Annotated in this window: 17 protein-coding genes; 10 read left to right on the forward strand and 7 right to left on the reverse strand. The window is 69.7% G+C overall.

Translation table 11 applies throughout. The annotated features are described in order from the left end of the window. Positions 1-3: 3 nt before the first annotated feature. The 4 genes from V5F59_RS13065 (at position 4) to V5F59_RS13080 (ending at position 4,460) form a co-directional block, all read left to right on the forward strand. Positions 4-969 carry an ATP-grasp domain-containing protein gene (locus V5F59_RS13065; RefSeq protein WP_393978041.1) on the forward strand — a complete coding sequence of 322 codons (966 nt, stop codon included), beginning with the start codon at positions 4-6 and terminating at the stop codon, positions 967-969. Between the two features lie 82 nt (positions 970-1,051). Continuing rightward, a complete protein-coding gene (gene folB / locus V5F59_RS13070) occupies positions 1,052-1,516 on the forward strand; it encodes a dihydroneopterin aldolase (RefSeq protein ID WP_393978043.1) in 465 nt (154 codons plus the stop codon). Between the two features lie 90 nt (positions 1,517-1,606). After that, on the forward strand, positions 1,607-2,596 hold the full coding sequence (locus V5F59_RS13075; RefSeq protein WP_393978045.1) for a class 1 fructose-bisphosphatase: 990 nt from the start codon (positions 1,607-1,609) through the stop codon (positions 2,594-2,596). Between the two features lie 256 nt (positions 2,597-2,852). Next, positions 2,853-4,460, forward strand: a complete 1,608-nt coding sequence (locus tag V5F59_RS13080; RefSeq protein ID WP_393978047.1) for an acyl-CoA synthetase — start codon at positions 2,853-2,855, stop codon at positions 4,458-4,460. A 70-nt stretch (positions 4,461-4,530) separates the two neighbouring features. Here the strand turns inward: V5F59_RS13080 and V5F59_RS13085 are convergent, their stop codons facing one another. The 4 genes from V5F59_RS13085 to phaC all read right to left on the reverse strand — a co-directional run bounded on the left by V5F59_RS13085 (position 4,531) and on the right by phaC (position 9,918). Further along, complete coding sequence (locus tag V5F59_RS13085) at positions 4,531-5,169, reverse strand: GNAT family N-acetyltransferase (protein WP_393978049.1); 639 nt, start codon at positions 5,167-5,169, stop codon at positions 4,531-4,533. A gap of 86 nt (positions 5,170-5,255) precedes the next feature. After that, positions 5,256-6,521: a M16 family metallopeptidase gene (locus tag V5F59_RS13090; RefSeq protein ID WP_393978051.1), complete on the reverse strand. Its 1,266-nt coding sequence runs from the start codon at positions 6,519-6,521 to the stop codon at positions 5,256-5,258. Next, complete coding sequence (gene thrC / locus V5F59_RS13095) at positions 6,518-7,930, reverse strand: threonine synthase (RefSeq protein ID WP_393978053.1); 1,413 nt, start codon at positions 7,928-7,930, stop codon at positions 6,518-6,520. The genes V5F59_RS13090 and thrC overlap by 4 nt, the downstream gene beginning before the upstream one ends. A gap of 263 nt (positions 7,931-8,193) precedes the next feature. After that, a complete protein-coding gene (phaC, locus tag V5F59_RS13100) occupies positions 8,194-9,918 on the reverse strand; it encodes a class I poly(R)-hydroxyalkanoic acid synthase (protein ID WP_393978600.1) in 1,725 nt (574 codons plus the stop codon). 458 nt (positions 9,919-10,376) lie between these two features. Here phaC and V5F59_RS13105 point away from each other — a divergent pair, with 458 nt between their 5' ends. The 6 genes from V5F59_RS13105 to recJ all read left to right on the forward strand — a co-directional run bounded on the left by V5F59_RS13105 (position 10,377) and on the right by recJ (position 17,783). Further along, entirely contained in the window at positions 10,377-10,709 is a 333-nt protein-coding gene (locus V5F59_RS13105; protein ID WP_393978055.1) for a hypothetical protein, read from the forward strand. A gap of 168 nt (positions 10,710-10,877) precedes the next feature. After that, the gene (locus V5F59_RS13110) at positions 10,878-12,110 is read left to right on the forward strand and encodes an LL-diaminopimelate aminotransferase (RefSeq protein ID WP_393978057.1); all 1,233 of its coding nucleotides are present in this window, start codon (positions 10,878-10,880) and stop codon (positions 12,108-12,110) included. 93 nt (positions 12,111-12,203) lie between these two features. Beyond that, positions 12,204-13,499, forward strand: a complete 1,296-nt coding sequence (locus V5F59_RS13115; RefSeq protein ID WP_393978059.1) for a homoserine dehydrogenase — start codon at positions 12,204-12,206, stop codon at positions 13,497-13,499. A gap of 19 nt (positions 13,500-13,518) precedes the next feature. After that, entirely contained in the window at positions 13,519-14,508 is a 990-nt protein-coding gene (gene glpX / locus V5F59_RS13120; protein ID WP_393978061.1) for a class II fructose-bisphosphatase, read from the forward strand. Positions 14,509-14,626: 118 nt separating this feature from the next. Continuing rightward, a complete protein-coding gene (locus tag V5F59_RS13125; protein WP_393978063.1) occupies positions 14,627-15,877 on the forward strand; it encodes an MgtC/SapB family protein in 1,251 nt (416 codons plus the stop codon). Positions 15,878-15,911: 34 nt separating this feature from the next. Then, positions 15,912-17,783 (forward strand): single-stranded-DNA-specific exonuclease RecJ, encoded by a 1,872-nt coding sequence (recJ, locus tag V5F59_RS13130; protein ID WP_393978065.1) that lies wholly within the window; start codon positions 15,912-15,914, stop codon positions 17,781-17,783. Between the two features lie 159 nt (positions 17,784-17,942). Here the strand turns inward: recJ and V5F59_RS13135 are convergent, their stop codons facing one another. The 3 genes from V5F59_RS13135 to V5F59_RS13145 all read right to left on the reverse strand — a co-directional run bounded on the left by V5F59_RS13135 (position 17,943) and on the right by V5F59_RS13145 (position 20,824). Further along, on the reverse strand, positions 17,943-18,449 hold the full coding sequence (locus V5F59_RS13135; RefSeq protein ID WP_393978067.1) for a hypothetical protein: 507 nt from the start codon (positions 18,447-18,449) through the stop codon (positions 17,943-17,945). Continuing rightward, positions 18,442-19,350, reverse strand: coding sequence for a ParA family protein (locus V5F59_RS13140; protein WP_393978069.1), 909 nt, complete (start codon positions 19,348-19,350; stop codon positions 18,442-18,444). Before V5F59_RS13140 ends, V5F59_RS13135 begins: the two co-directional genes overlap by 8 nt. Positions 19,351-19,432: 82 nt before the next feature. Further along, positions 19,433-20,824, reverse strand: coding sequence for a GntP family permease (locus V5F59_RS13145; protein ID WP_393978071.1), 1,392 nt, complete (start codon positions 20,822-20,824; stop codon positions 19,433-19,435). Positions 20,825-20,996 lie beyond the last annotated feature (172 nt).

The following is a 20,996-nucleotide window of genomic DNA, read 5'->3' on the forward strand; positions in this document are numbered from 1 at the left end:
ACCATGCGCGTCTTCATCTGCGAGTACGTGACATCCGGTGGACTGCGCGACAAGCCCCTGCCCGACCAGCTCGTGGCCCAGGGCACGCTGATCCGGGACGCCATCGTCACCGACCTTGAGGAACTCGCCGGGTTGAGTGTGGTGCTCGCCTATGACGACCGCCTGCCGGCGCCGAACCAGGACGCCGTGCCGGTGGGCAAGGGCTCGGACCCGTGGATCACCTGGTCCAGCCTCGCCCACGATGCGGATGTGGTGTGGCCCATCGCCCCCGAGGCCAATGGCGTGCTCGGCCGGATGGTGCGGCTGATGGCCGAGGGCTCGGCCCGACTCATCGCCTCCTCCTCCGCCGCCATCGCCACCACCACCAACAAGCTGCGGATGACCGAGCGGCTGGCCGAATGCGGCATCGCCCACGTGCCAACCTTTCCCATCGACGCGGTGCCGCCGGGCCTCGACGGCGATCTCGTGACCAAGCCGGAGGAGGGCTCGGGCTGGGGCAGCACCCGCGCCTGGCCGAACCGCGCCGCCCTGCCGCGGACGGCGGGCCTCGTGGTGCAGCCCTTCGTCCACGGCACGCCGGCGAGCCTCACCGTCCTGGCCCGGCCGGACGGGGCGACGCTGCTCTCGGCCAACCGCCTGCGCGTCACCCACCTCGTGGGCGTGTTCGGCTTCGAGGGGGTGACAGTAGGCGGCGTGCCGGACGAGGACGGCCAGCTCGCCGCCCTGTCGAGCCGAGTGGTGGAAGCCTTCCCCGGCCTCTCCGGCATCGTCTGCATCGACGTGCTGCTGACCTCCAAGGGGCCGCTCGTCACCGAGGTGAACCCGCGCGTCACGGTATCCTATGCCGGGCTGCATGCCGCGCTCGGGGTCAACCCCGCCGCCTTCATCCCCGAGTTGATCCGCGACGGACGCCCGCCGAGCATGCCCCACCTGCCGCGCCCCACCCCGGTGGAAGTGAAGATCCGTTGAAAGGCGGGGACGAAACCAATAGGAAACAGGGCCATCCGGGGCGGGGTATCGCCCGCCCGCGGTGTTGCCGCGTGAGGACGAGATGACAGCCGACGACCCCATGTCCCCCGATCCCCTTTCCGGCCCCCTGGCGCTGGCCGCGGCGGGAGAGGAGCCGAGCGCGGGGGCCAGAGGTCGGCCGGGTGGCACCGATCGCCTGTTCCTGCGCGCCCTGCCCTTCTACGCCCGCCATGGCGTCTACGAGTCCGAGCGCGAGCTGGGCCAGCGCTTCGTGGTAGACGTGGACTGCTGGCTGGACACCCGGCCCGCCGCCTGGGCGGACGATGCAGAACTCACCGTCTCCTACCAGCAGATCTACGAGCATGTGGCGGCGGTCGTCACCGACGACCCGGTCCACCTCATCGAGACGCTGGCGGAGCGCATCGCCACCCGCCTCCTGGATCATTTCGCCACCGTGGAGCAGGTGCGCGTGGTGGTCCACAAGCCCGGCGCGCCGGTGACGGGCGTGTTCGGTGACGTCGGCATCGAGATCATCCGCGGGCGCTGACCAACCGCCGCGCGCTTTACCGCGCCCGCTGCATTGCGTCATAAGGGCGCCGGGCGGGGGCGGTCCGCCGGATCAGCACGGGAGCGCGCGGTGAGCGAGTTGGTGACCCTGAAGACCTTCCTCGGAACCTGGGCGGGCGGCGACGCCGGCCGCACGGCCATCGCCGACACCGTGACCGCCATCGCCCGCGCCGGCGTCGGCATCGCCGATCTGGTGGCCCGCGGGCCGCTGGAGGAGGGCCTCGCCAGCATTCGCGGCACCGATCCCAATGCCGGCGGCGACGCCCAGAAGGAGCTGGACGTGGTAGCCGAGGAGCGGATCCTCGACGCCCTCAAGCCCACCCCCACCGCCTTCCTCGCCTCCGAGGAAAGCGAGACCCTCATTCCCGTGAATGCCGACGGCCGCCTCGTGGTGGCGGTGGACCCGCTGGACGGCTCGTCCAACATCGACACCAACGTGTCGGTCGGCACCATCTACTCCATCATGCCCTACGACCCGGCGGTGAACACGGACCCCGCCACCGCCGTGATGCGCCCGGGCTCGAACCAGGTGGCGGCGGGCTTCCTCGCCTACGGGCCGGCCACCATCCTCGTCGCCACCTTCGGTGAAGGCACGCAGGTGTTCGTCCACGACCGCCAGACCGGCGAGTTCGTGCTCGCCCGCACCGATGTGGAAATCCCGGCCGAGACCAAGGAATACGGCGTCAACCAGTCCAACATGCGCCACTGGCACGAGCCCATGCGCCGCTATGTGGAGGACTGCCTCGCCGGCAAGGACGGCCCCAGGGCCAAGGACTTCAACATGCGCTGGGTGGGCTCCATGGTGGCGGATGCCTTCCGCATCTTCACCCGCGGCGGCGTCTATGTGTACACGGGCGACAAGCGCAAGGGCTACGAGAACGGCCGGCTGCGCCTGATCTATGAAGCCTTCCCGCTCGCCTTCCTGGTGGAGCAGGCCAAGGGAGCGGCCACCGACGGCAAGACCCGCATCCTCGACATCGAACCCACCCACATCCACCAGCGCATCCCCCTGGTGTTCGGCTCCAGGGCCGAGGTGGAGAAGATCGCCTCTTATTACTGAGGCTATCGGCCCCTTCCCCGGACCGGCGGCACTGCGTGTGCTGCGCGGATCCGGGGACAGGGGAAACCTCCGCCCCACAGGCGACATCCCACCGCCCCTCCGAAAAAGTCCGCTTCAGCCGTGCCCCTGAACAGGGGCGCGGCGCTGTCCCCCTTGACCTCCCCAGGAAAAAAACGTTCGATCGTTTCCTCTTCCCTCCCCCCATGGGACGGAAGGGAAAGCCGCCATGCGAGAGCGGCGACGCGGGAGGATGAAGATGCTCGTGCCGGCAGACGATTATCAGGGGCTCGTGCGCGCCTTCTCCTGGGCCATCCCGCAGCGCTTCAACATGGGCGTCGCATGCGCGGACGCCCATGCGGACGGCAGCGGTCGGCCCGCCCTCATCTTCGAGGAAGAGGGCGTCGGCATCCGCACCTATTCCTTCGACCTGCTGAAGGCGCTGACCAACCGCTTCGCCAACGCCCTTGTGGCGCGCGGCCTCAAGGCGGGGGACCGGGTGGCCGTTTTCCTGCCCCAGGCGCCGGAAACGGCCATTGCCCACATCGCCGCCTTCAAGGCCGGCATGATCTCGGTGCCTCTCTTCACCCTGTTCGGCGACGAGGCCCTGGAGTTCCGCCTCAAGGCCTCCGGTGCCCGGGCGTTGGTGACGGACCTCGGCGGCCTCGCCAAGCTGGAGCGAGTGCGCGACAGCCTGCCGGACCTGGATCATGTCTTCGTCATCGGCGCGGACACGGGGGGCGTCAGCTCCTTCGACCAGGCGCTGGAGCAGGCATCCGACCGCTTCACGCCGGTGGATACCGGGCCCGACGACCCGGGCATCATCATCTTCACCTCCGGCACCACCGGCAATCCGAAGGGGGCCCTGCACGGCCATCGCGTGCTGCTGGGTCACCTGCCCTGCGTCGAGTTCGTGCACCAATACATGCCCCAGCCGGGCGACCTGCACTGGACGCCGGCTGACTGGGCCTGGATCGGCGGCCTGTTCGACGTGCTGTTCCCCACCCTCTATCTGGGCGTGCCGGTGCTCGCGCACCGGGCCAAGAAGTTCGATCCGGATGCCGCCATGGATCTCATGGCGCGCCACCGGGTGCGCAATGCCTTCCTGCCCCCCACCGCCCTGAAGCTGCTGCGCCAGGCGGACGTGCGGCACGACGGGCTGAGGCTCCGCTCCCTCCTCACCGGTGGCGAGACCCTGGGGGCCGAGCTCGGCGACTTCGTGAAGGAGCGGCTCGGCGTCGAGGCGCGGGAGATCTACGGCCAGACGGAATGCAACCTAGTGGTGGGCTGCAACTCCAACTTCTTCCCCATCCGCCCCGGCTCCATGGGCAAGGCCATCCCCGGCCATGACGTGCGCATCGTCGACGATGCGGGGAACGAGCTGCCGCGCGGCGCGGAGGGGCACATTGCCGTCCGCAAGGGCGACCCGGTGATGATGCTGGAATATTGGAGGAACCCGGAGGCCACCGCCCAGAAATATGCCGGCGACTTCCTCCTCACCGGCGACATGGGTCGGCAGGACGAGGATGGCTACCTCTGGTACGTGGGCCGGGCCGACGACGTGATCACCTCGGCCGGCTATCGCATCGGCCCGGGGGAGATCGAGGACTGCATCCTGAAGCACCCCTCCGTGGCTCTCGTCGCCGTGGTGGGCGTGCCGGACCCGCTGCGCACCGAGGCGGTGAAGGCCTGGGTGGTGCCGAAGCCGGGCGTCGCCCCCTCCGAGGCGCTGGCGAAGGAGATCCAGGACTTCGTGAAGACCCGCCTCTCCGCCCACGAATACCCCCGCCACGTGGCCTTCACCGACACATTGCCCATGACCGCCACCGGCAAGATCCTGCGCCGCGAGCTGCGCGCGAAGGGCTGACCTAGGCTGAACGCCAGACAGAGCGGAAGCTGAGCCTTCGGGCCGGAAGCGGAGCGACGCGGGCCCAGCCTCACTGCGCCGCGGGGGGCACCTGGCGCAGGTGGCTGCGCCGCATCGGCCCGCTCAACGCGGTATCGTGGCGCAGCCGGGCGAAGAGGATGTGATCCTCCCACACGCCGTTGATGCACAGATACTCCCGCGAATAGCCCTCGCGCACGAAGCCGCAGCTTTCCAGCAAATGGATGGAGGGGCCGTTCGTGGGCATGCAGGCGGCCTCGATGCGCCGCAGGTGCAGCAAGTCATAGGCCGCGGGCAGCAGGGCCGACACCGCAGCCTTCATGTAGCCTTGCCCGGCATAGGGCGCGCCCATCCAATAGCCGAGGCTCGCCGCCTGGCACACCCCACGCCGCACATTGGAAAGCGTGAGCCCGCCGAGCAGCACGTGATCGGACGCGCGGAAGACAAAGAAGGGATAGGCCTCGTCCGCGAGGATGTCCCGCGCGTAGCGGCGCAGGCGCCGACGGAAGGCGCCGCGGGTCAGGTCATCGGCCGGCCACAGGGGCTCCCACGGGGTGAGGAAGGCGCGGCTCGCCTCCCGAAGGTCGTGCCACGGACCGAAGTCCTTCATCTGCGGCACGCGCAGATACACGCCGCGGCCCTCGATGGTGGGGAGCGGCTCGGTGGAGAATACGGAACTCAACGGCCACATTCTGCTACGCCCCGAACGAATCCCTGTGCGCCACCGGGGACGGCTGACGCCGGACCCGGGCCAGCCCGGACGGCAGCGGCCTCGGCTCAGTGTGCCTCAAGACGTTCCACCACCCGTGCGGCAGGCTCAAGGCCGCCTTTCGGACCGATGGCCGTGAGGGTGGGCCGCCCGCGGCCGATGAGGGCGCGCGCCGCTGCGCGGACCGCCGACACGTCCACCGCATCCACCTTGGCGACGATCTCCTCCACCGGGATCACACGGCCGAAGCCGAGGATCTGCCGGGCGAGCTGGTCCGCCCGCGCCCCCGAGCCTTCCAGCGCGGCCAGCAGGCCCACCTTCATCTGCGCCTTGGCGCGGGCCACCTCCAGCTCGTTGACGGTCTCGGCGGTGTCGAGGATCTGGTCGATGACCGCGTTGGAGAGTTCCTCCACGTCCCCCGTGTCGGTGCCGGCATAGACGCCGAACAGGCCGGTGTCCTGATAGCTCCAGTGGAAGGCGTAGACGGAATAGCAGAGGCCGCGCTCCTCCCGAACCTCCTGGAACAGGCGGGAGGACATGCCGCCGCCCAGCACGTTCGCGAGCACCTGCACCGCGTGATACTCGGGGGTCTTGTAGGAGCAGCCTTCGAGGCCCAGCAGCACGTGCACCTGCTCCAGGTCCCGCGCCATCAGCCGGGTTCCGCCGGAATAGGCGGCGACAGGCTCCACGGGCTTGGCGGCCGGAGCGATGACCTTGAGCCGCTGGGCGGCCTCTTCCACCAGGCGGTCGTGCTCCACCGCGCCGGCGGCGCCCACCACCATGCGCGGGCCGCGATAGGTGCGCCCGAGATAGGCGCCGAGCTGGTCGCGGCTGAAGGCCCGCACCGTCTCCGGCGTGCCGAGGATGGAGCGGCCGACGCTCTGGCCGGGGAAGGCCTGCTCCTGGAACAGGTCGAACACCAGGTCGTCCGGCGTGTCCATGACCGCGCCGATCTCCTGGACGATCACGTTCTTCTCCCGCTCCAGCTCCTCGGGGGCGAAGGCCGGCTCGGTCAGGATGTCGGAAAGGATGTCGAGGCCGAGGCTCACGTCCTCGCCCAGCACCCGGACATTGTAGGTGGTCTGCTCCACCGAGGTGGCGGCGTTGATGTCGCCGCCCACCTGCTCGATCTCCTCGGCGATGCGCCGGGCCGAGCGGCGGCGCGTGCCCTTGAAGGCCATGTGCTCGAGGAGGTGGGAGATGCCGTGCTCGCCCTCCTGCTCGTCCCGCGCGCCAGCGCCCACCCAGATGCCGAGGGAGGCGGTGCCCAGATGGCTCATCTCGTCGGAGACGACCGTGATGCCGTTGTCGAGGGTCGTGATCTTCACGCTCATGCGGCTGCACCCGCCGCGATGCGGGCCCGGCCGCGGATGAAGGTCTCGATGGCCGCAAGGTCGTTCGGCAGCACGGTGACGCTCTCGCGCCGGGTCATCAGGTCCGCCATGTGGGGCGGCAGACCGGGACGATGGCCGGTAGCGGCTTCCACCGCATCGGGGAACTTGGCCGGATGGGCGGTGGAGAGCACCACCTGCGGCACCTTGGCGGAATGCTCCACCTTGTCCGCCACGGTGAGGCCGACGGCGGTGTGCGGATCGGCCAGATAGCCGGCCGACTTCCACAGCCGGGCGATGGTCGCGGCGGTCTCCGGCTCGTCCGAGCGGGCAGCCGAGAAATCGGCGCAGATGGCCTCGAGCGCCCCCCGCGGAACGGTGAAGGCACCGGACTGGGCGAGGGAGGCCATCAGCTCGCGCAGGGCGGCGGCGTCACGGTCCAGCGCCTCGAACAGCAGGCGCTCGAAATTGGACGATACCTGGATGTCCATGGAAGGCGAGGTTGAGGGCAGCACCCCCTTCACCTCGTAGCGGCCGGTCTCCAGCGTCCGCACCAGGATGTCGTTGACGTTGGTGGCGATGGAAAGATCGCGGATGGGAAGGCCCATCTTCTTCGCCACCCAGCCGGCGAGGATGTCGCCGAAATTGCCGGTGGGCACCACGAACGACACCTCGCGGTGCGGCGCGCCAAGCGCGGTGGCAGCATAGAAATAATAGACCACCTGGGCGACGATGCGCGCCCAGTTGATGGAGTTCACACCTGCCAGCGCCAGCGAGTCGCGGAAGGCGTGGTGGTTGAACATGGCTTTGACGAGGCTCTGGCAGTCGTCGAACGTGCCCTCCACCGCAATGGCGTGGACCGAAGGCGAGTTCACCGTCGTCATCTGCCGGCGCTGCACCTCGGACACACGGCCGTGCGGATAGAGGATGAACACGTCCACCGCGTCCGACCGGCGGAACGCCTCGATGGCGGCGCTGCCGGTGTCGCCGGAGGTGGCGCCGACGATGGTGGCGCGGGCGCCGCGGGCGGCCAGCACATGGTCCATCAGCCGGGCGAGCAACTGCATCGCCACATCCTTGAAGGCCAGCGTCGGGCCGTGGAACAGCTCAAGCACGAAACGATTGGCCGCCACCTGGGTGAGCGGCGCCACCGCCGGATGGCGGAAGCCCGCATAGGCATCGGCGATCATTAGGTCGAGGGCGCGCTCGGGCAGCGCATCCCCCACGAACGGGCCGATCACCGCCTTGGCGACAGCCGCATAGGGTTTCCCGGCGAGCGCCGCGATCTCGTCCTTGGAGAGGGTGGGCCACGTCTGCGGCACATACAGGCCGCCATCGCGGGCGAGGCCTGCGAGCAGGGCGTCGGAAAAGGACAGGACGGGAGCTTCGCCCCGAGTGGAAACGTAACGCACGGGTCCTCGATCGGTCAGGGTCACGGAAACGAGCACCTACCCTAAACGCAAGTGGCCCCGTGCGAAAGCAGCGACGATGCGCTGCGGCACGGAACCGGCGCCAGCGTGGCGCCGGGCCTGAACCGCCTTGGCCGGGCAGGTTCCGGAAGCGACCTCATGGCCGGGCCTGTCCCCGCCCCCACGCCCGCTTGCGCATACGCCCCAACGTGCCTCCGGGCCCCGGATCGTCATGGCCGGGCATCGGCAAACGGGCTTTCAGCCCCTCAGCTCTTCTCTTTCACATAGCGGCCGGGCGCGTCCTCGATGGGGGCGAGGCGGCCGCCGCCGATGGCGCGGGCGGGCACCTCGTCCGGATGCCAGGAGGAGAACCAGGTGAACCAGTCCGGCCACCAGGAGCCCCTGTGCTCCTGCGCGCCCTGGGCCCACAGATCGTAGCTCGGACCCACCGGGCCGTCGGCCCAGTATTGGTACTTCATCTTGGCCGGCGGGTTCACCACGCCGGCGATGTGGCCGGAGCCCGCCAGCACGTAGCGCACCGGCCCGGAGAGCATGTTCGCGCCGATATAGACCGAATTGGGCGGGGCGATGTGGTCTTCCTTCGTGGCGAGCGAATAGACCGGGACGGTGATCTTGCTCACGTCGATGCGCACGCCGGACAGCTCGGCAAGGCCCCGGGCAATGTTGTTGGTGAGGTAGCAGTTGCGCAAATAATAGGAGTGGTTCGCCGCCGGCATGCGGGTGGAATCGGCGTTCCAGAACAGCAGGTCGAACGGGAAAGGCGCCTTGCCCTTCATGTAGTTGTTGACCACGTAAGGCCAGATGAGGTCATTGGAGCGCAGCAGGTTGAAGGCCGAGGCCATCTTGCTGCCTTCCAGATAGCCCATGTCCTTCATCCGCCGCTCAAGGATGGCGAGCTGCTTCTCGTCCACGAATACTTTCAGGTCGCCGGCGTGGGTGAAGTCGATCTGCGTGGTGAGGAAGGTGGTGGAGGCGATGCGGTCGTCGCCGGTCTGCGCCATGTAGGCAAGCGTGGTGGCGAGGAGCGTACCGCCCACGCAATAGCCCACGGTGTGCACCTTGCGCTGGCCTGAGGCAATGGCCACCGTGTCGAGGGCGGTCATGATGCCCTCACGCATGTAGTCGTCGAAGCCCTTCTCCGCCTGCCGCGCGTCCGGATTGACCCAGGAGATGGTGAAGACGGTGAGCCCCTGGTCCACCAGCCACTTGATGAAGGATTTCTCGGCCGTGAGATCGAGGATGTAGAACTTGTTGATCCAGGGCGGCACGATCAGCACGGGCGTCTTCTTCACCGTCTCGGTGGTCGGCGCGTACTGGATGAGCTGCATCAGCTCGTTTTCATAGATGACCTTGCCGGGCGTGGTCGCGAGATTCCTGCCCACCTCGAAGGCGGACATGTCCGTCTGGCGGATCTTCAGCCTGCCGCCGCCCTCGATCAGGTCGTCGGTCAGGTTCTTCATGCCCTTCACGAGATTCTCGCCCGAGGTGGAAAGCGTCTCGCGGATGAGCTCCGGGTTGGTGAGCACGAAGTTGGAGGGCGACACGGCATTGGAGATCTGCCGCACGAGGAACTCCGCCTTGTGCTTCATGTGCGGATCGAGGCCCTCGGCCTCCTCCACCATGTCCTCGGCCCACTGGGTGGTGACGAGGTAGGCCTGCTTCAGCGCGTCGAAGATGGGGCTCTCCTGCCAGCCCTGATCCTTGAAGCGGGCGTCCTTGGCGTCCGGCCGGGTGACCGGCTCCACCTCCTCGCCGGCGAGGCGCTTCAGGGTGTTGGCCCAGATAGACATGTAGCCGGTCATCAGGCGGGCCTGCGCCTCCAGCGTGCGCTGGGGGTCCGCCATCCAGTATTCGGCCACATGGCTGACGGTCTTCAGCGCGTCGGCGATGTCCTCTGCCATGTCATCGGTCTGGGCCTGCTGGCGCGGGCCGAGGTAGGCGGCCATGGCCTTGCCGCCCTGCTCCACCATGATGGCGAGGTTGCGGGAGAAGGCCTCGATGTCGACGGTGCCGCGCGGGGCCTCCCCATTGCCGGAGGAGCCGGCTCCGGGCTTCTCGGCAGCCGGCTTTTCGGAGGCCGGTCCGGAGGCCTCCCTGGGAGCGCCCTGCCTGGGCTGCCCGGCGGGAGCCCCCTCGGACGAGGGCACGGCGGCGCTCGGCTGAGGCCGACCAAGCATGTCAGGAGGCAGGCCCGACCCTGGTTCGCCTGCGGCGAAAGTGGACGTTTCCTCTACTCGGGACATGCGCCATCCCCTTCTCGTGGATCATCGTGGGGCCTTGCGCCCATCTTGTAGCGTCATTCTCGCTTCGGCCATACTATTCAGTGACCATGACAGGATCGAGCCTCGCCTCTGTGGACCGCGTGCAAGATGCAAACACCCTTAAGAGGCCGCGAGGCGATCTGGTGATCGGACATTCCCGAAGGCTCATGAATACCGCTCTCCCCGGCGCGACGGCCCGCGCCCGCATCGGAACGACCCGACCCGCGCACATTTCCGCAAGGGGACGCCTCGCCCTCGCGGGGGTCCTGCTCGCGGCGCTCGCCGGCTGCGCGGGGCATGACCCCATCGCCTCCCTCGCGCCGCCGCAGACCAACGTGGCCGCGGTCCCGGACGACAAGTTCCTCAGCGTCGGCACCACCACCGCGCCCGACCGGCGCGAGCCGCTGTCGACGGAGCAGCAGCAGAAGCTGCAAAAGGACCTGGAACGCGTGGCCAAGAAGCAGGCCACCACGAGCACCCAGGCGACCTCCGGCAACTGAGGCACGGCGCGCGGCGCCTGTTCGCGCCTGCAGCATGCGAATTTCAGGCCTGACGCCCCACTCGCATCGCATTCATGGGTTTTTCATTCGGAGAAGAGTGCTAAAAAGCCCGTCCGCCGCGCCGGGAGAACGTGACGCGCGGCATTGAGTGCCCCCTGGAGCCAGAAGATGACCACCGATTTCCACCGCATTCGCCGGCTGCCGCCCTACGTGTTCGAGCAAGTGAACCGCGTGAAGGCCGCCGCCCGCAATGCCGGCGTGGACATCGTCGACCTCGGCATGGGCAATCCGGACCTCGATGCGCCGGCGCACGTGATCGAGAAGCTCAAGGAAACCATCGGCAAGCCGCGCACCGACCGGTATTCCGCGTCCAAGGGCATTCCCGGCCTGCGCAAGGCGCAGGCGGCCTATTACGAGCGGCGATTCGGCGTAAAGCTGGACCCCGACCGCCAGATCGTGGCGACGCTGGGTTCCAAGGAAGGCTTCGCCAACATGGCGCAGGCCATCACCGCGCCGGGCGACGTGATCCTGACCCCCAATCCGTCCTATCCGATCCACGCCTTCGGCTTCCTGATGGCCGGCGGCGTCATCCGCTCGGTGCCGGCGGAGCCGGGGCCGGAGTTCTTCCACGCCATGGAGCGGGCGGTTCAGCACTCCATCCCCAAGCCCATCGCGGTGGTGCTGTGCTATCCCTCGAACCCCACGGCCTGCGTGGCGGACCTCGAGTTCTACAAGGACGTGGTGGCCTTCGCGAAGAAGAACGACCTCATCGTTCTCTCCGACCTCGCTTATGCCGAGCTCTATTTCGACGGCAACCCGCCCCCCTCGGTGCTGCAGGTGCCGGGCGCCATGGACGTGGCGGTGGAGTTCACCTCCATGTCCAAGACCTATTCCATGGCCGGCTGGCGCATGGGCTTCGCGGTGGGCAACGAGCGCCTCATCGCAGCGCTCTCGCGGGTGAAGTCCTATCTGGACTACGGCGCCTACACCCCCATCCAGGTGGCCGCCACCGCGGCGCTGAACGGCCCGCAGGAGTGCATCGCCGAGATGCGCGAGACCTACAAGAAGCGCCGCGACGCGCTGGTGGAGAGCTTCGGCCGCGCCGGCTGGAACATCCCCGTGCCGCGCGCCACCATGTTCGCGTGGTCGCCCATTCCGGAACCCTTCCGGGCCATGGGCTCCGTGGAATTCTCCAAGCTCCTCATCGAGAAGGCGGAGGTGGCGGTGTCGCCGGGCGTCGGCTTCGGCGAGCACGGCGACGAGTATGTCCGCATCGCCGTGGTGGAGAACGAGCAGCGCATCCGCCAGGCGGCGCGCAACATCCGCCGCTTCTTCGAGCAGGCCGGCACCACGCTGCACAACGTGGTGCCGCTGAACCCGCCGGTCAGCGCCGCCCGCTGAGGCGGCGCGCCACCGCCGCGAACTGAAGACAGGGACGTCCCGGCGCGGCAGGCCATGCCGCGCGGGGCCCCGAGGAAAGAACCGGTCCGATCCATGAGCGACTTGAAAGTGGGCCTCGCCGGCCTCGGCACCGTCGGGGCCGCCGTCTTCCGCATGCTCGACCGCCGCGCGGCGGAGTTGGCCGCGCGCACCGGCCGCGCCGTGAAGGTGACGGCGGTGGCCGCGCGGGACCGCACCCGGGACCGCGGCATCGACCTGTCGTCCGTCACCTGGTTCGAGGATCCGGTGGCGCTCGCCCGCGAAGGCGACATCGACGTGCTCGTGGAGCTGATGGGCGGCGATGGCGATCCGGCCAAGGCCACTGTCGCGGCCGCGCTCGACCGGGGCATTCCCGTGGTCACCGCCAACAAGGCGCTGCTCGCCAAATGCGGCGTGGACCTCGCCCTCCGGGCCGAGGCCTCCGGCGCGGGCCTGCACTTCGAGGCGGCGGTGGCGGGTGGCATCCCCGTCGTGAAGACCCTGCGCGAGGCGCTCACCGGCAATGCCATCGAGCGCGTGTCGGGCATCCTCAACGGCACCTGCAACTACATCCTCACCCGCATGGCGGACGAGAAGCTCTCCTTCCACGTCTGCCTCACCGAGGCCCAGCGCCTGGGCTATGCGGAGGCGGACCCCACCTTCGACATCGACGGCTACGACACCGCCCACAAGCTCGCCATCCTCACCTCGCTGGCCTTCGGCACCCAGGTGGACGCGGACGCCATCTATGTGGAGGGCATTCGCCAGCTCACCCTCGCCGACCTCGAGGCGGCGGACGACCTCGGCTACAAGGTGAAGCTGCTCGGCGTGGCGGTGAAGACCGATACCGGCATCGAGCAGCGCGTGCACCCCACCATGGTGCCCAAGCACTGGCCCATCGCCCAGGTCTCCGGTGTCACCAACGCGGTGGCCGTGGACGGGGACGCGGTGGCGCTGACTTTGGTCGGCCCCGGCGCGGGCGGCGATGCCACCGCCTCTGCGGTGGTGGGCGACATCTTTGACGTGGCGCGCGGCGCGAAAGGCTTCACCTTCGGCCTGCCGGTCGGGGAGCTGACGAAGGCCGAGCGCGCCCCCATGCAGCGCCACGAGGGCGGCTACTACATCCGCCTCGCGGTGGTGAACAAGCCGGGCACCGCCGCCACCATCACCCGCCGGATGGCGGACGAGCAGATCTCGCTCGAATCCATCGTTCAGCGTCAGCCGGGCGGCGCGGTTGCCGCCGAGACCGCCCACGTGATCCTCATCACCTATGCGACGACCGAAGAGGCGGTGCGCCGCGCCATCGCCGCCATCGAGGCGGACGGCGTGGTCGCCTCCCTGCCCCAGGTCATCCGCATCGAGAAGGATTGAGGCGAGGAGGATCGACGTCATGAGCGTTGCCCGCATGCCCCAGGTGCTCGACCGCCGCCTCGCCCTCGATCTGGCGCAGGTGGCCGAGCGGTGCGCCGTCGCCGCCGCGCGCCTGCGCGGCCGGGGCGACGAGGAGGCGGCGGACCTTGCCGCCACCCGCACCTGCCACCGCGAGATGAACGAGATCCCGCTCTCCGCCACCGTCGTCATCGGCGAGGGGCTGGAGGGCGAGAGCGACCTCCTGTTCGCCGGCGAGACCCTCGGCAGCGGCGGCATGGAGGTGGACCTTGCGGTGGATGCGCTGGAGGGCTCCACTCTCTGCGCCAAGAACATGGAAGGCTCCATCACCGTCATCGCCATCGCCGAGCGCGGCTCGCTGCTGAAGGTGCCGGCCGCCTACATGGAGAAGCTCGCGATCGGGCCGGGCTATCCGGAAGGCATCGTCTCCCTCAGCCAGAGCCCGCAGGACAATGTGCGCGCGCTGGCCGAGGCCAAGGGCGTGCCGCCGGCCGACATCACCGCCCTCATCCTCGACCGTCCGCGCCACGCGCCCCTCATCGAGGCGGTGCGCAAGACCGGCGCGGCGGTGAAGCTCATCACCGACGGCGACGTGGCCGGCATCATCCACACCACCAATCCGCAGGAGAGCGGGGTCGACATCTATCTCGGCGCCGGCGGGGCGGCGGAGGGCGTGCTGGCGGCCGCGGCGCTGCGCTGCATCGGCGGCCAGATGCAGGGGCGCCTGGTGCTCGACACCGAGAAGAAGCGCGAGCACGCCAAGGCGCTGGGCATCCGCGATTTCGCCAAGACCTACAGCCTGGAGGAGATGGTGCGCGGCGACTGCCTGGTCGCCGCCACCGGTGTCACCGACGGCGCGCTCTTGAAGGGCGTCCGCTTCGGCCGCGAGATGATCGAGACCGACACCATCGTCCTGCGCGCCGCCACCGGCACCGTGCGCCGCATCGCCACCGAGCACCGCGACTTCCGCAAGTTCAAGCTGGAAGCTTGAGGCCCGGCTCCCGGAGCGAAGCGGAGCGCAGGCGGCCCGGCCAGCGCTTTTAACCCTGCCGGCAACGCCTCGCCCGGCGGCCCCATTCTGCTGTAGGATCGGCCAGCCGGAGGCAGTGATGGAGCACCTCATCTTCCGCCTCGCCGTAGCGCTCGCCATCGGGCTCGTGGTGGGCGTCGAGCGCGGCTGGCGCGAGCGCAAGGACCCGCCGGGCAGCCGCACCGCGGGCGTGCGCACCTTTGCACTCATCGGCCTGTTCGGCGGCGTCACGGCCGCCCTCGCCGACGCGCTGAAGAGCCCGGCCGTGCTCATCGCCGCCAGCCTCGCCATCACCACGGTCTTCGCCGGCTTCAAGTATCGCGAGATGGTGAAGGACAAGGATTACGGCATCACCGGCCTGGTGGCGGCCATGCTGGTGTTCGCCCTCGGCGCGCTGGCGGTGGCGGGCGATCCGGCAGTGGCGGGCGCGGCGGCCATCGCCGCCACGGGCCTGCTGGCCGCGCGGGAGATGCTGCACGGCCTCGTCGCCCGCCTCACCTGGGTGGAGCTGCGCTCGGCGCTGGTGCTGCTGGCCATGACGGTGATCGTCCTGCCGCTCCTGCCCAACCGCACCATCGACCCCTTCGACAGCATCAACCCCCGCCAGATCTGGCTGTTCATGGTGCTCACCGCCACCATTTCCTATGCCGGCTACGTTGCGGTGAAGGTGGCGGGCCCGGAAAAGGGCATCCTGTTCAGCGCCATCGGCGGCGCGCTCGTGTCCTCCACCGCGGTCACCATCGCCTTCGCGCGCCGCGCCGCGGCCGGGGAGCCCGCGCCCCTGCTGGCGGGTGGCGCCGCGCTGGCAGCCATGGTGTCGCTGCTGCGCGTGCTCGCCATCTGCATGGTGGTGGCGCCGGGCCTCGTGCGTACCCTCGCCCCGCCGGCCCTCGCCGCCGCGATCTGCTTCGCTGCCATCGGCGCGGTGATGCTGCGCGATGCCAAGGGCGCGAAAGGCGAGTCCGCCCTCGGCAATCCGTTCGACCTCGGGCCGCTTGCCGCCTTCGCCGCCATGTTCGGGCTGGTGTCGGGGGTGAGCGGCTTCCTGCTGAAGGCCGTCGGGCCGGACAGCATCTATCTGGTGAATGCGGTGGCCGGCATCGTGGATGTGGATGTGCCGTCCCTCAACGCCGCGCGCCTCGCCGGCGGCGCCCTCTCCATGGAAGGGGCGGCGCTCGCCATCCTGATCGCCCTGGGGGTGAATGCGGCGGCCCGCGTTGGCTTCTCCGCGGCAGCAGGCCCGCCCGGCTTCGCCGCGCGCCTCGGCGTGGCCACCGCCATTGCCGGGGTCGGCGCGGTCGGCGTGCTGGTGCTCGCACGAGGGCTGTGATGCCCTCGCCCCCTGGCCGCGGCCGGGACGCCCCATGCTCAAGCGCCGCGCGGCTTATGACGCCTCGACCCTCGACGCGCAGCCCCGCCTCTGGCTTCATGCCGGCGTGAATATCGCTCTGCCGAATCGCCTCTTCCTCGACGTCGCCCGCTCGGCCACCGGCCGGCTGTGGCGCGAGCGGCTGGATGTGCGCACCTCGCAGATCGCCCTCGCCATGGCGCAGCGCTATGGCGTGAGCGAGCTGCTGGCCCGCGTGCTGGCGAGCCGCGACGTGCCGCTCGACGCGGTGGAGGCCTATCTCGACCCCTCCATCCGCACGCTGCTGCCGGATCCCGACACCCTCACCGACATGCCCGCCGCAGTGGCGCGCCTCGCCCGCGCCGTGGCCGAGGGCGAGCAGGTGGCCGTGTTCGGCGACTATGACGTGGACGGCGCCTGCGCCACCGCACTCCTCGTGAGCGTGCTGCGGGCTGGCGGGCTCGACCCGCTGTTCCACATTCCCGACCGCATCTTCGAGGGCTACGGCCCCAACGTGCCGGCCATCGAGCAGTTAGCGGGGCGGGGCGTGACCCTGCTGGTGACGGTGGATTGCGGCACCACCTCCATGGAGCCCCTCGCCGCCGCCCGCCGCCTCGGCATGGATGTGGTGGTGCTGGACCATCACCAGGCCGGCGAGCGCCTCCCGGAGGCCACCGCCATCGTGAACCCGAACCGGGAGGACGACCTCTCCGGCCTCGGTCACGTCTGCGCGGCGGGCATCACCTTCATCACCGCCGTGGGGCTCGTGCGCGCCCTGCGCCAGAGCGGCCATTTCAACGCCGAGCGCCCAGCCCCCGACCTTCTGGACACGCTGGACCTGGTGGCGCTTGCCACCGTGGCGGACGTGGTGCCCCTCATCGGCCTCAACCGGGCCTTCGTGGCGAAGGGCCTCCTCGCCATGCGGCGGCGCTCCCGCATCGGCCTCACCGCGCTGATGGATGCGGCGCGGCTCGACGGGCCGCCGCGGCCGTTCCATCTCGGCTTCCTCATCGGCCCGCGCATCAATGCCGGCGGTCGCATCGGCGAGGCGACGCTGGGCGCGCGCCTGCTCCTCACCGACGACCCCGCGGAAGCGAGGCGCATCGCCGCCGAGCTCGACCGGCTCAATGCCGAGCGTCAGGAGGTAGAGCGCGCCATCCTCGCCGCCGCCGAGGCGGAGGCGGACGCCGCCCTCGGCCTGTCCGACGACGGCGCCGTGGTGGTGGTCAGCGGCGATGGCTGGCACCCCGGCGTGGTGGGGCTCGTCGCCTCCCGCCTCAAGGAGCGGTTCCAGCGCCCCGCCTTCGCCATCGCCTTCAATGGGGAGACGGGCACCGGATCGGGCCGTTCCATCCCCGGCGCGGACATCGGCCGCGCAGTGCGCGGCGCCGTGGAGAAGGGCCTGCTGGTGAAGGGCGGCGGGCACGCCATGGCGGCCGGCCTCACCGTGGAGCGCGCGCGCCTCGGCGACCTCAGGGCGGAGCTCGAGGCGCGGCTGGCGGCGGACGTGGCCCGCGCCCGCGCCGAGGGCGCGCTGGCCATCGACGGCGCACTCACCGCCCGGGCAGCGACGCCGGCGCTGGTGGAGACCATCGCCCGCGCCGGTCCGTTCGGCGCCGGCAATCCGGAACCCCTGTTCGCCTTTCCCGCCCATCGCGTGAGCTATGCGGAGCGGTTCGGCGCCGGGCATGTGCGGGCGCGCATCACCTCGGGCGACGGCACCTCGCTGAAGGCCGTGGCCTTCCGCTGCGCCGACGATCCCCTCGGCCGCGCCCTGCTGGAGGCCCGTGGTCGCCCGCTGCATGTGGCCGGCAGCCTTGAGCTGGACACCTGGCAGGGCGAGACCCGCGCCTCGCTGCGCATCAGGGACGTGGCGGAACCGGGCTGAGGCAACTCCCGCACAAGTGACCAGCGGTTTGGCATCCGGAAACGCGGTTGGAGCCTGCGCAGATCAGACTGCACCGCCATTTGACCTGATGTGCTCCGGCATCTGAAGCCCGCCGCGGCCTCCACCGGTGGCTGCGCCCGCCGGCCAGAGCGTGTCCCCTCACCGCTCCTCGGACACCCGCAGCGCTGCGCGGCCGGTGATCTTGCGCTTGCGTGGGGCCGGCGCGCCGGACGGCTCGTTCGCCCCCGCCTCCGGTGGAGCGCTCTCCCTGGACACCGCCTCCTTGCCGGCGGGGGCCTTGCGGGACGTGGCCTTCCTTGCCGGCTTCTCGGGCGCAGCGGCGGGCGCGCGGCTGCCGTCCGCCAGGGCGAGCAGCGCCTTCACCCGGTCGCCCGGCTGGGCCAGCGCGGGGGCATGGGGATCGACGCGGGCGAGCAGCGGCTTGGTCTTGGACGCGGGCACGCCGTCCAGCGCCTCCGCGAAGGCGGCCGGGCCGAGCAGGGTGCGGATGGCGCGCAGCGCATCAAGCCCGGTGCCCTCCGCCGCGAGCTGGGCGCGGACGATCTCGTTCACCGCCTTGCGCGCCGGATTGGCGGCGGCCGGAAACAGCTCCGTCTTGCCGCCGATGGCGGCGAGCAGCCGAAAGAAATCCGTCCCGTCATCCATCGAGCCGTCTCCGTGTCTCGCTCACGAGGTCGCGCACCGAGTCGACCGCCCTGTACCATTTTTGCTCGAAGGACGGGGCATAGGGAAAGTTTTCCGGATCCATGGCACGCTCGATGGCGGCCTGGTTGTTCACCGCCACGTCGAACATCTCGAATACCGCGCCTTCCGCCGCCGCTTCCTCGCGCAGGCTGAGCAGGGTGTCGCGATGCTGGATCTTGCCGGCATTCACCCGGCTCGCCAGCACCACCGGCCGCCGCCGGGGCTGCGGCAGAGCGGAGCGCGTAATATGCGCATTCTCCCACACGGAGGCGCGGAAGGCATCGAAGCCGAGGGTGGAGAGATAGTCGGGGATGGTGGGCACGATCACCATGTCGGCGAGGCGGATCGCCACCTCGGTGAAGGCGGAGATGCCCGGCGCGCAGTCGAACAGGATGATGTCGTAGCGCGTGCGCAGCAGGCCGAGGGCCTCCTCCAGCACCTTGAGCGACTGGCCTTCCAGCGAGCGGAGGCCGAAATTGCGCTCGGCGAGGCGCAGCACGATCTCCCGCTCCAGAAGCCGGAGGCGGGGGCTCGCCACCACCATGTCGATGGCGAGCTCCTCGCCGGCTTTCATCACGTGGCAGATGCGCGGGGTGATGTAGTCGGCGATGGAGGTGCGGTCGCCATAGAGCAGCCGGTCGGCGAGAAAGGACGTCACCGACCGGCGTTGCTCCAGGATGGCCTTCAGCTCCTCGTCGGGGGCGAAGCAGTAGGAAGCGTTGGCCTGGGCGTCGAGATCGACGACCGCCACCTTCCATCCCGCCTCCGCGAAACCCTCCGCCAGCATGACGACGGTGGTGGTCTTGCCCACCCCGCCCTTCATGTTGGCGACAGCGATCACCCGCCCCTCAGCGTTCGCCATCGCACAATGTCCCCTGGTCCGGCGGCCGTGGGGATCCGGCCGCGTCAGCGTGGCCGCAACTTAGCGGCCATGCTGCACCTGCTCAATACAACCCGGTCAGGTAGTAGAAGGCGATGACGAAGAACACCGCCGCCGTCTTGACCAGGGTGATGGCGAAAATGTCGCCGTAGGACTGGCGATGCGTCAGGCCCGTCACCGCCAGAAGGGTGATGACGGCACCGTTGTGCGGCAACGTGTCCATGCCGCCGGAGGCCATGGAGGCGACGCGGTGCAGCACCTCCATGGGGATGCCGGCAGCGTTCGCCTGGGCAATGAACTGGTCCGCCATGGCCGCGAGGGCGATGGACAGGCCCCCGGAGGCCGAGCCGGTGATGCCGGCCAGCGTCGTGACCGTGATCGCCTCGTTGACGAGGGGATTGGGAATGGACGACAGCGCCGACTTGATGAGCAGGAAGCCCGGCAGTGCCGCGATCACCGCGCCGAAGCCGTATTCGGTGGCCGTGTTGAGGCTGGCGAGCAGGGCCCCGGCCACCGCATCCTTGGAGCCGCCGGAGAAGCGGCCGGCGATGGCCTTGAAGCCGAACACCGCCACCGTGAGGATGCCCAGCAGCAGCGCCGCCTGCACCGCCCAGATGGCCGCCCAGGTGGAAGTGGGCACGCTCACCGCGGCCGCGCCTTCCACCAGCGTGGCGCTGGCGGTCGCGCCGAACCAGCCGGGGATGAGCCGCGCGAAGATGAGGTTGGCGACACCCACCACCACCAGCGGCAGCAGCGCGAGGACGGGGGAGACCAGGGGCACGCTCTCGTCCACCACCACCTCGTTCAGGTGGCCGGTGCCGTAGCCTTCGCCCTTCTTCTCGGCCTGACGACGGCGGAACTCGAGATAGGAGAGGCCCACCACCAGGATGAAGGCCGTGCCCACGAAGCCGAGGATGGGCGCCGCATAGGCGGTGGTGTGGAAGAAGGTGGTGGGGATGATGTTCTGGATCTGCGGCGTGCCCGGCAGCGTGTCCATGGTGAAGGAGAAGGCGCCGAGCGCCACCACCGCCGGCAGCAGCCGCTTGGGGATGCCCACCTGACGGAACATCTCCGCCCCGAACGGATAGACCGCGAACACCACCACGAACAGCGAGACGCCGCCGTAGGTGAGCAGCGCGCCCACCAGCACGATGGACAGGATGGCGCGGCCCGGTCCCAGCAGCTTCACCACCGAGGCGACGATGGAGCGCGAGAAGCCCGACAGCTCGATGAGCTTGCCGAACACCGCGCCGAGCAGGAACACAGGGAAGTAGAGCTTGATGAAGCCCACCATCTTTTCCATGAACAGGCCGGAAAAGATCACCGGCACCGCCGATGGATCGGTGAGCAGCACGGCGCCGAGGGCGGCGACGGGCGCGAACAGGATGACGCTGAAGCCGCGATAGGCCACCAGCATCAGGAAGGCGAGCGCCGCTAGGCAGATGATGAAGCTCATCGGCAGAAATTCCGGATCGTTGGCAATGGATGGCGAGGGGTGGTTCTTCCCCCCTCTGGTAGGCAATAGGGAAGCTAGCCTGCCCTAATGCTCCTGGCGACTAGACCTCCGTTGGGGGGCGCCGACCGATGGACGCAGGTGCCGCAGCGGCATGCCAGGCTGGCCCGCGCAG

This window comes from Xanthobacter nonsaccharivorans (assembly GCF_043194755.2).
In the GTDB taxonomy this organism is placed as follows: Bacteria; Pseudomonadota; Alphaproteobacteria; order Rhizobiales; family Xanthobacteraceae; genus Xanthobacter; species Xanthobacter autotrophicus_G.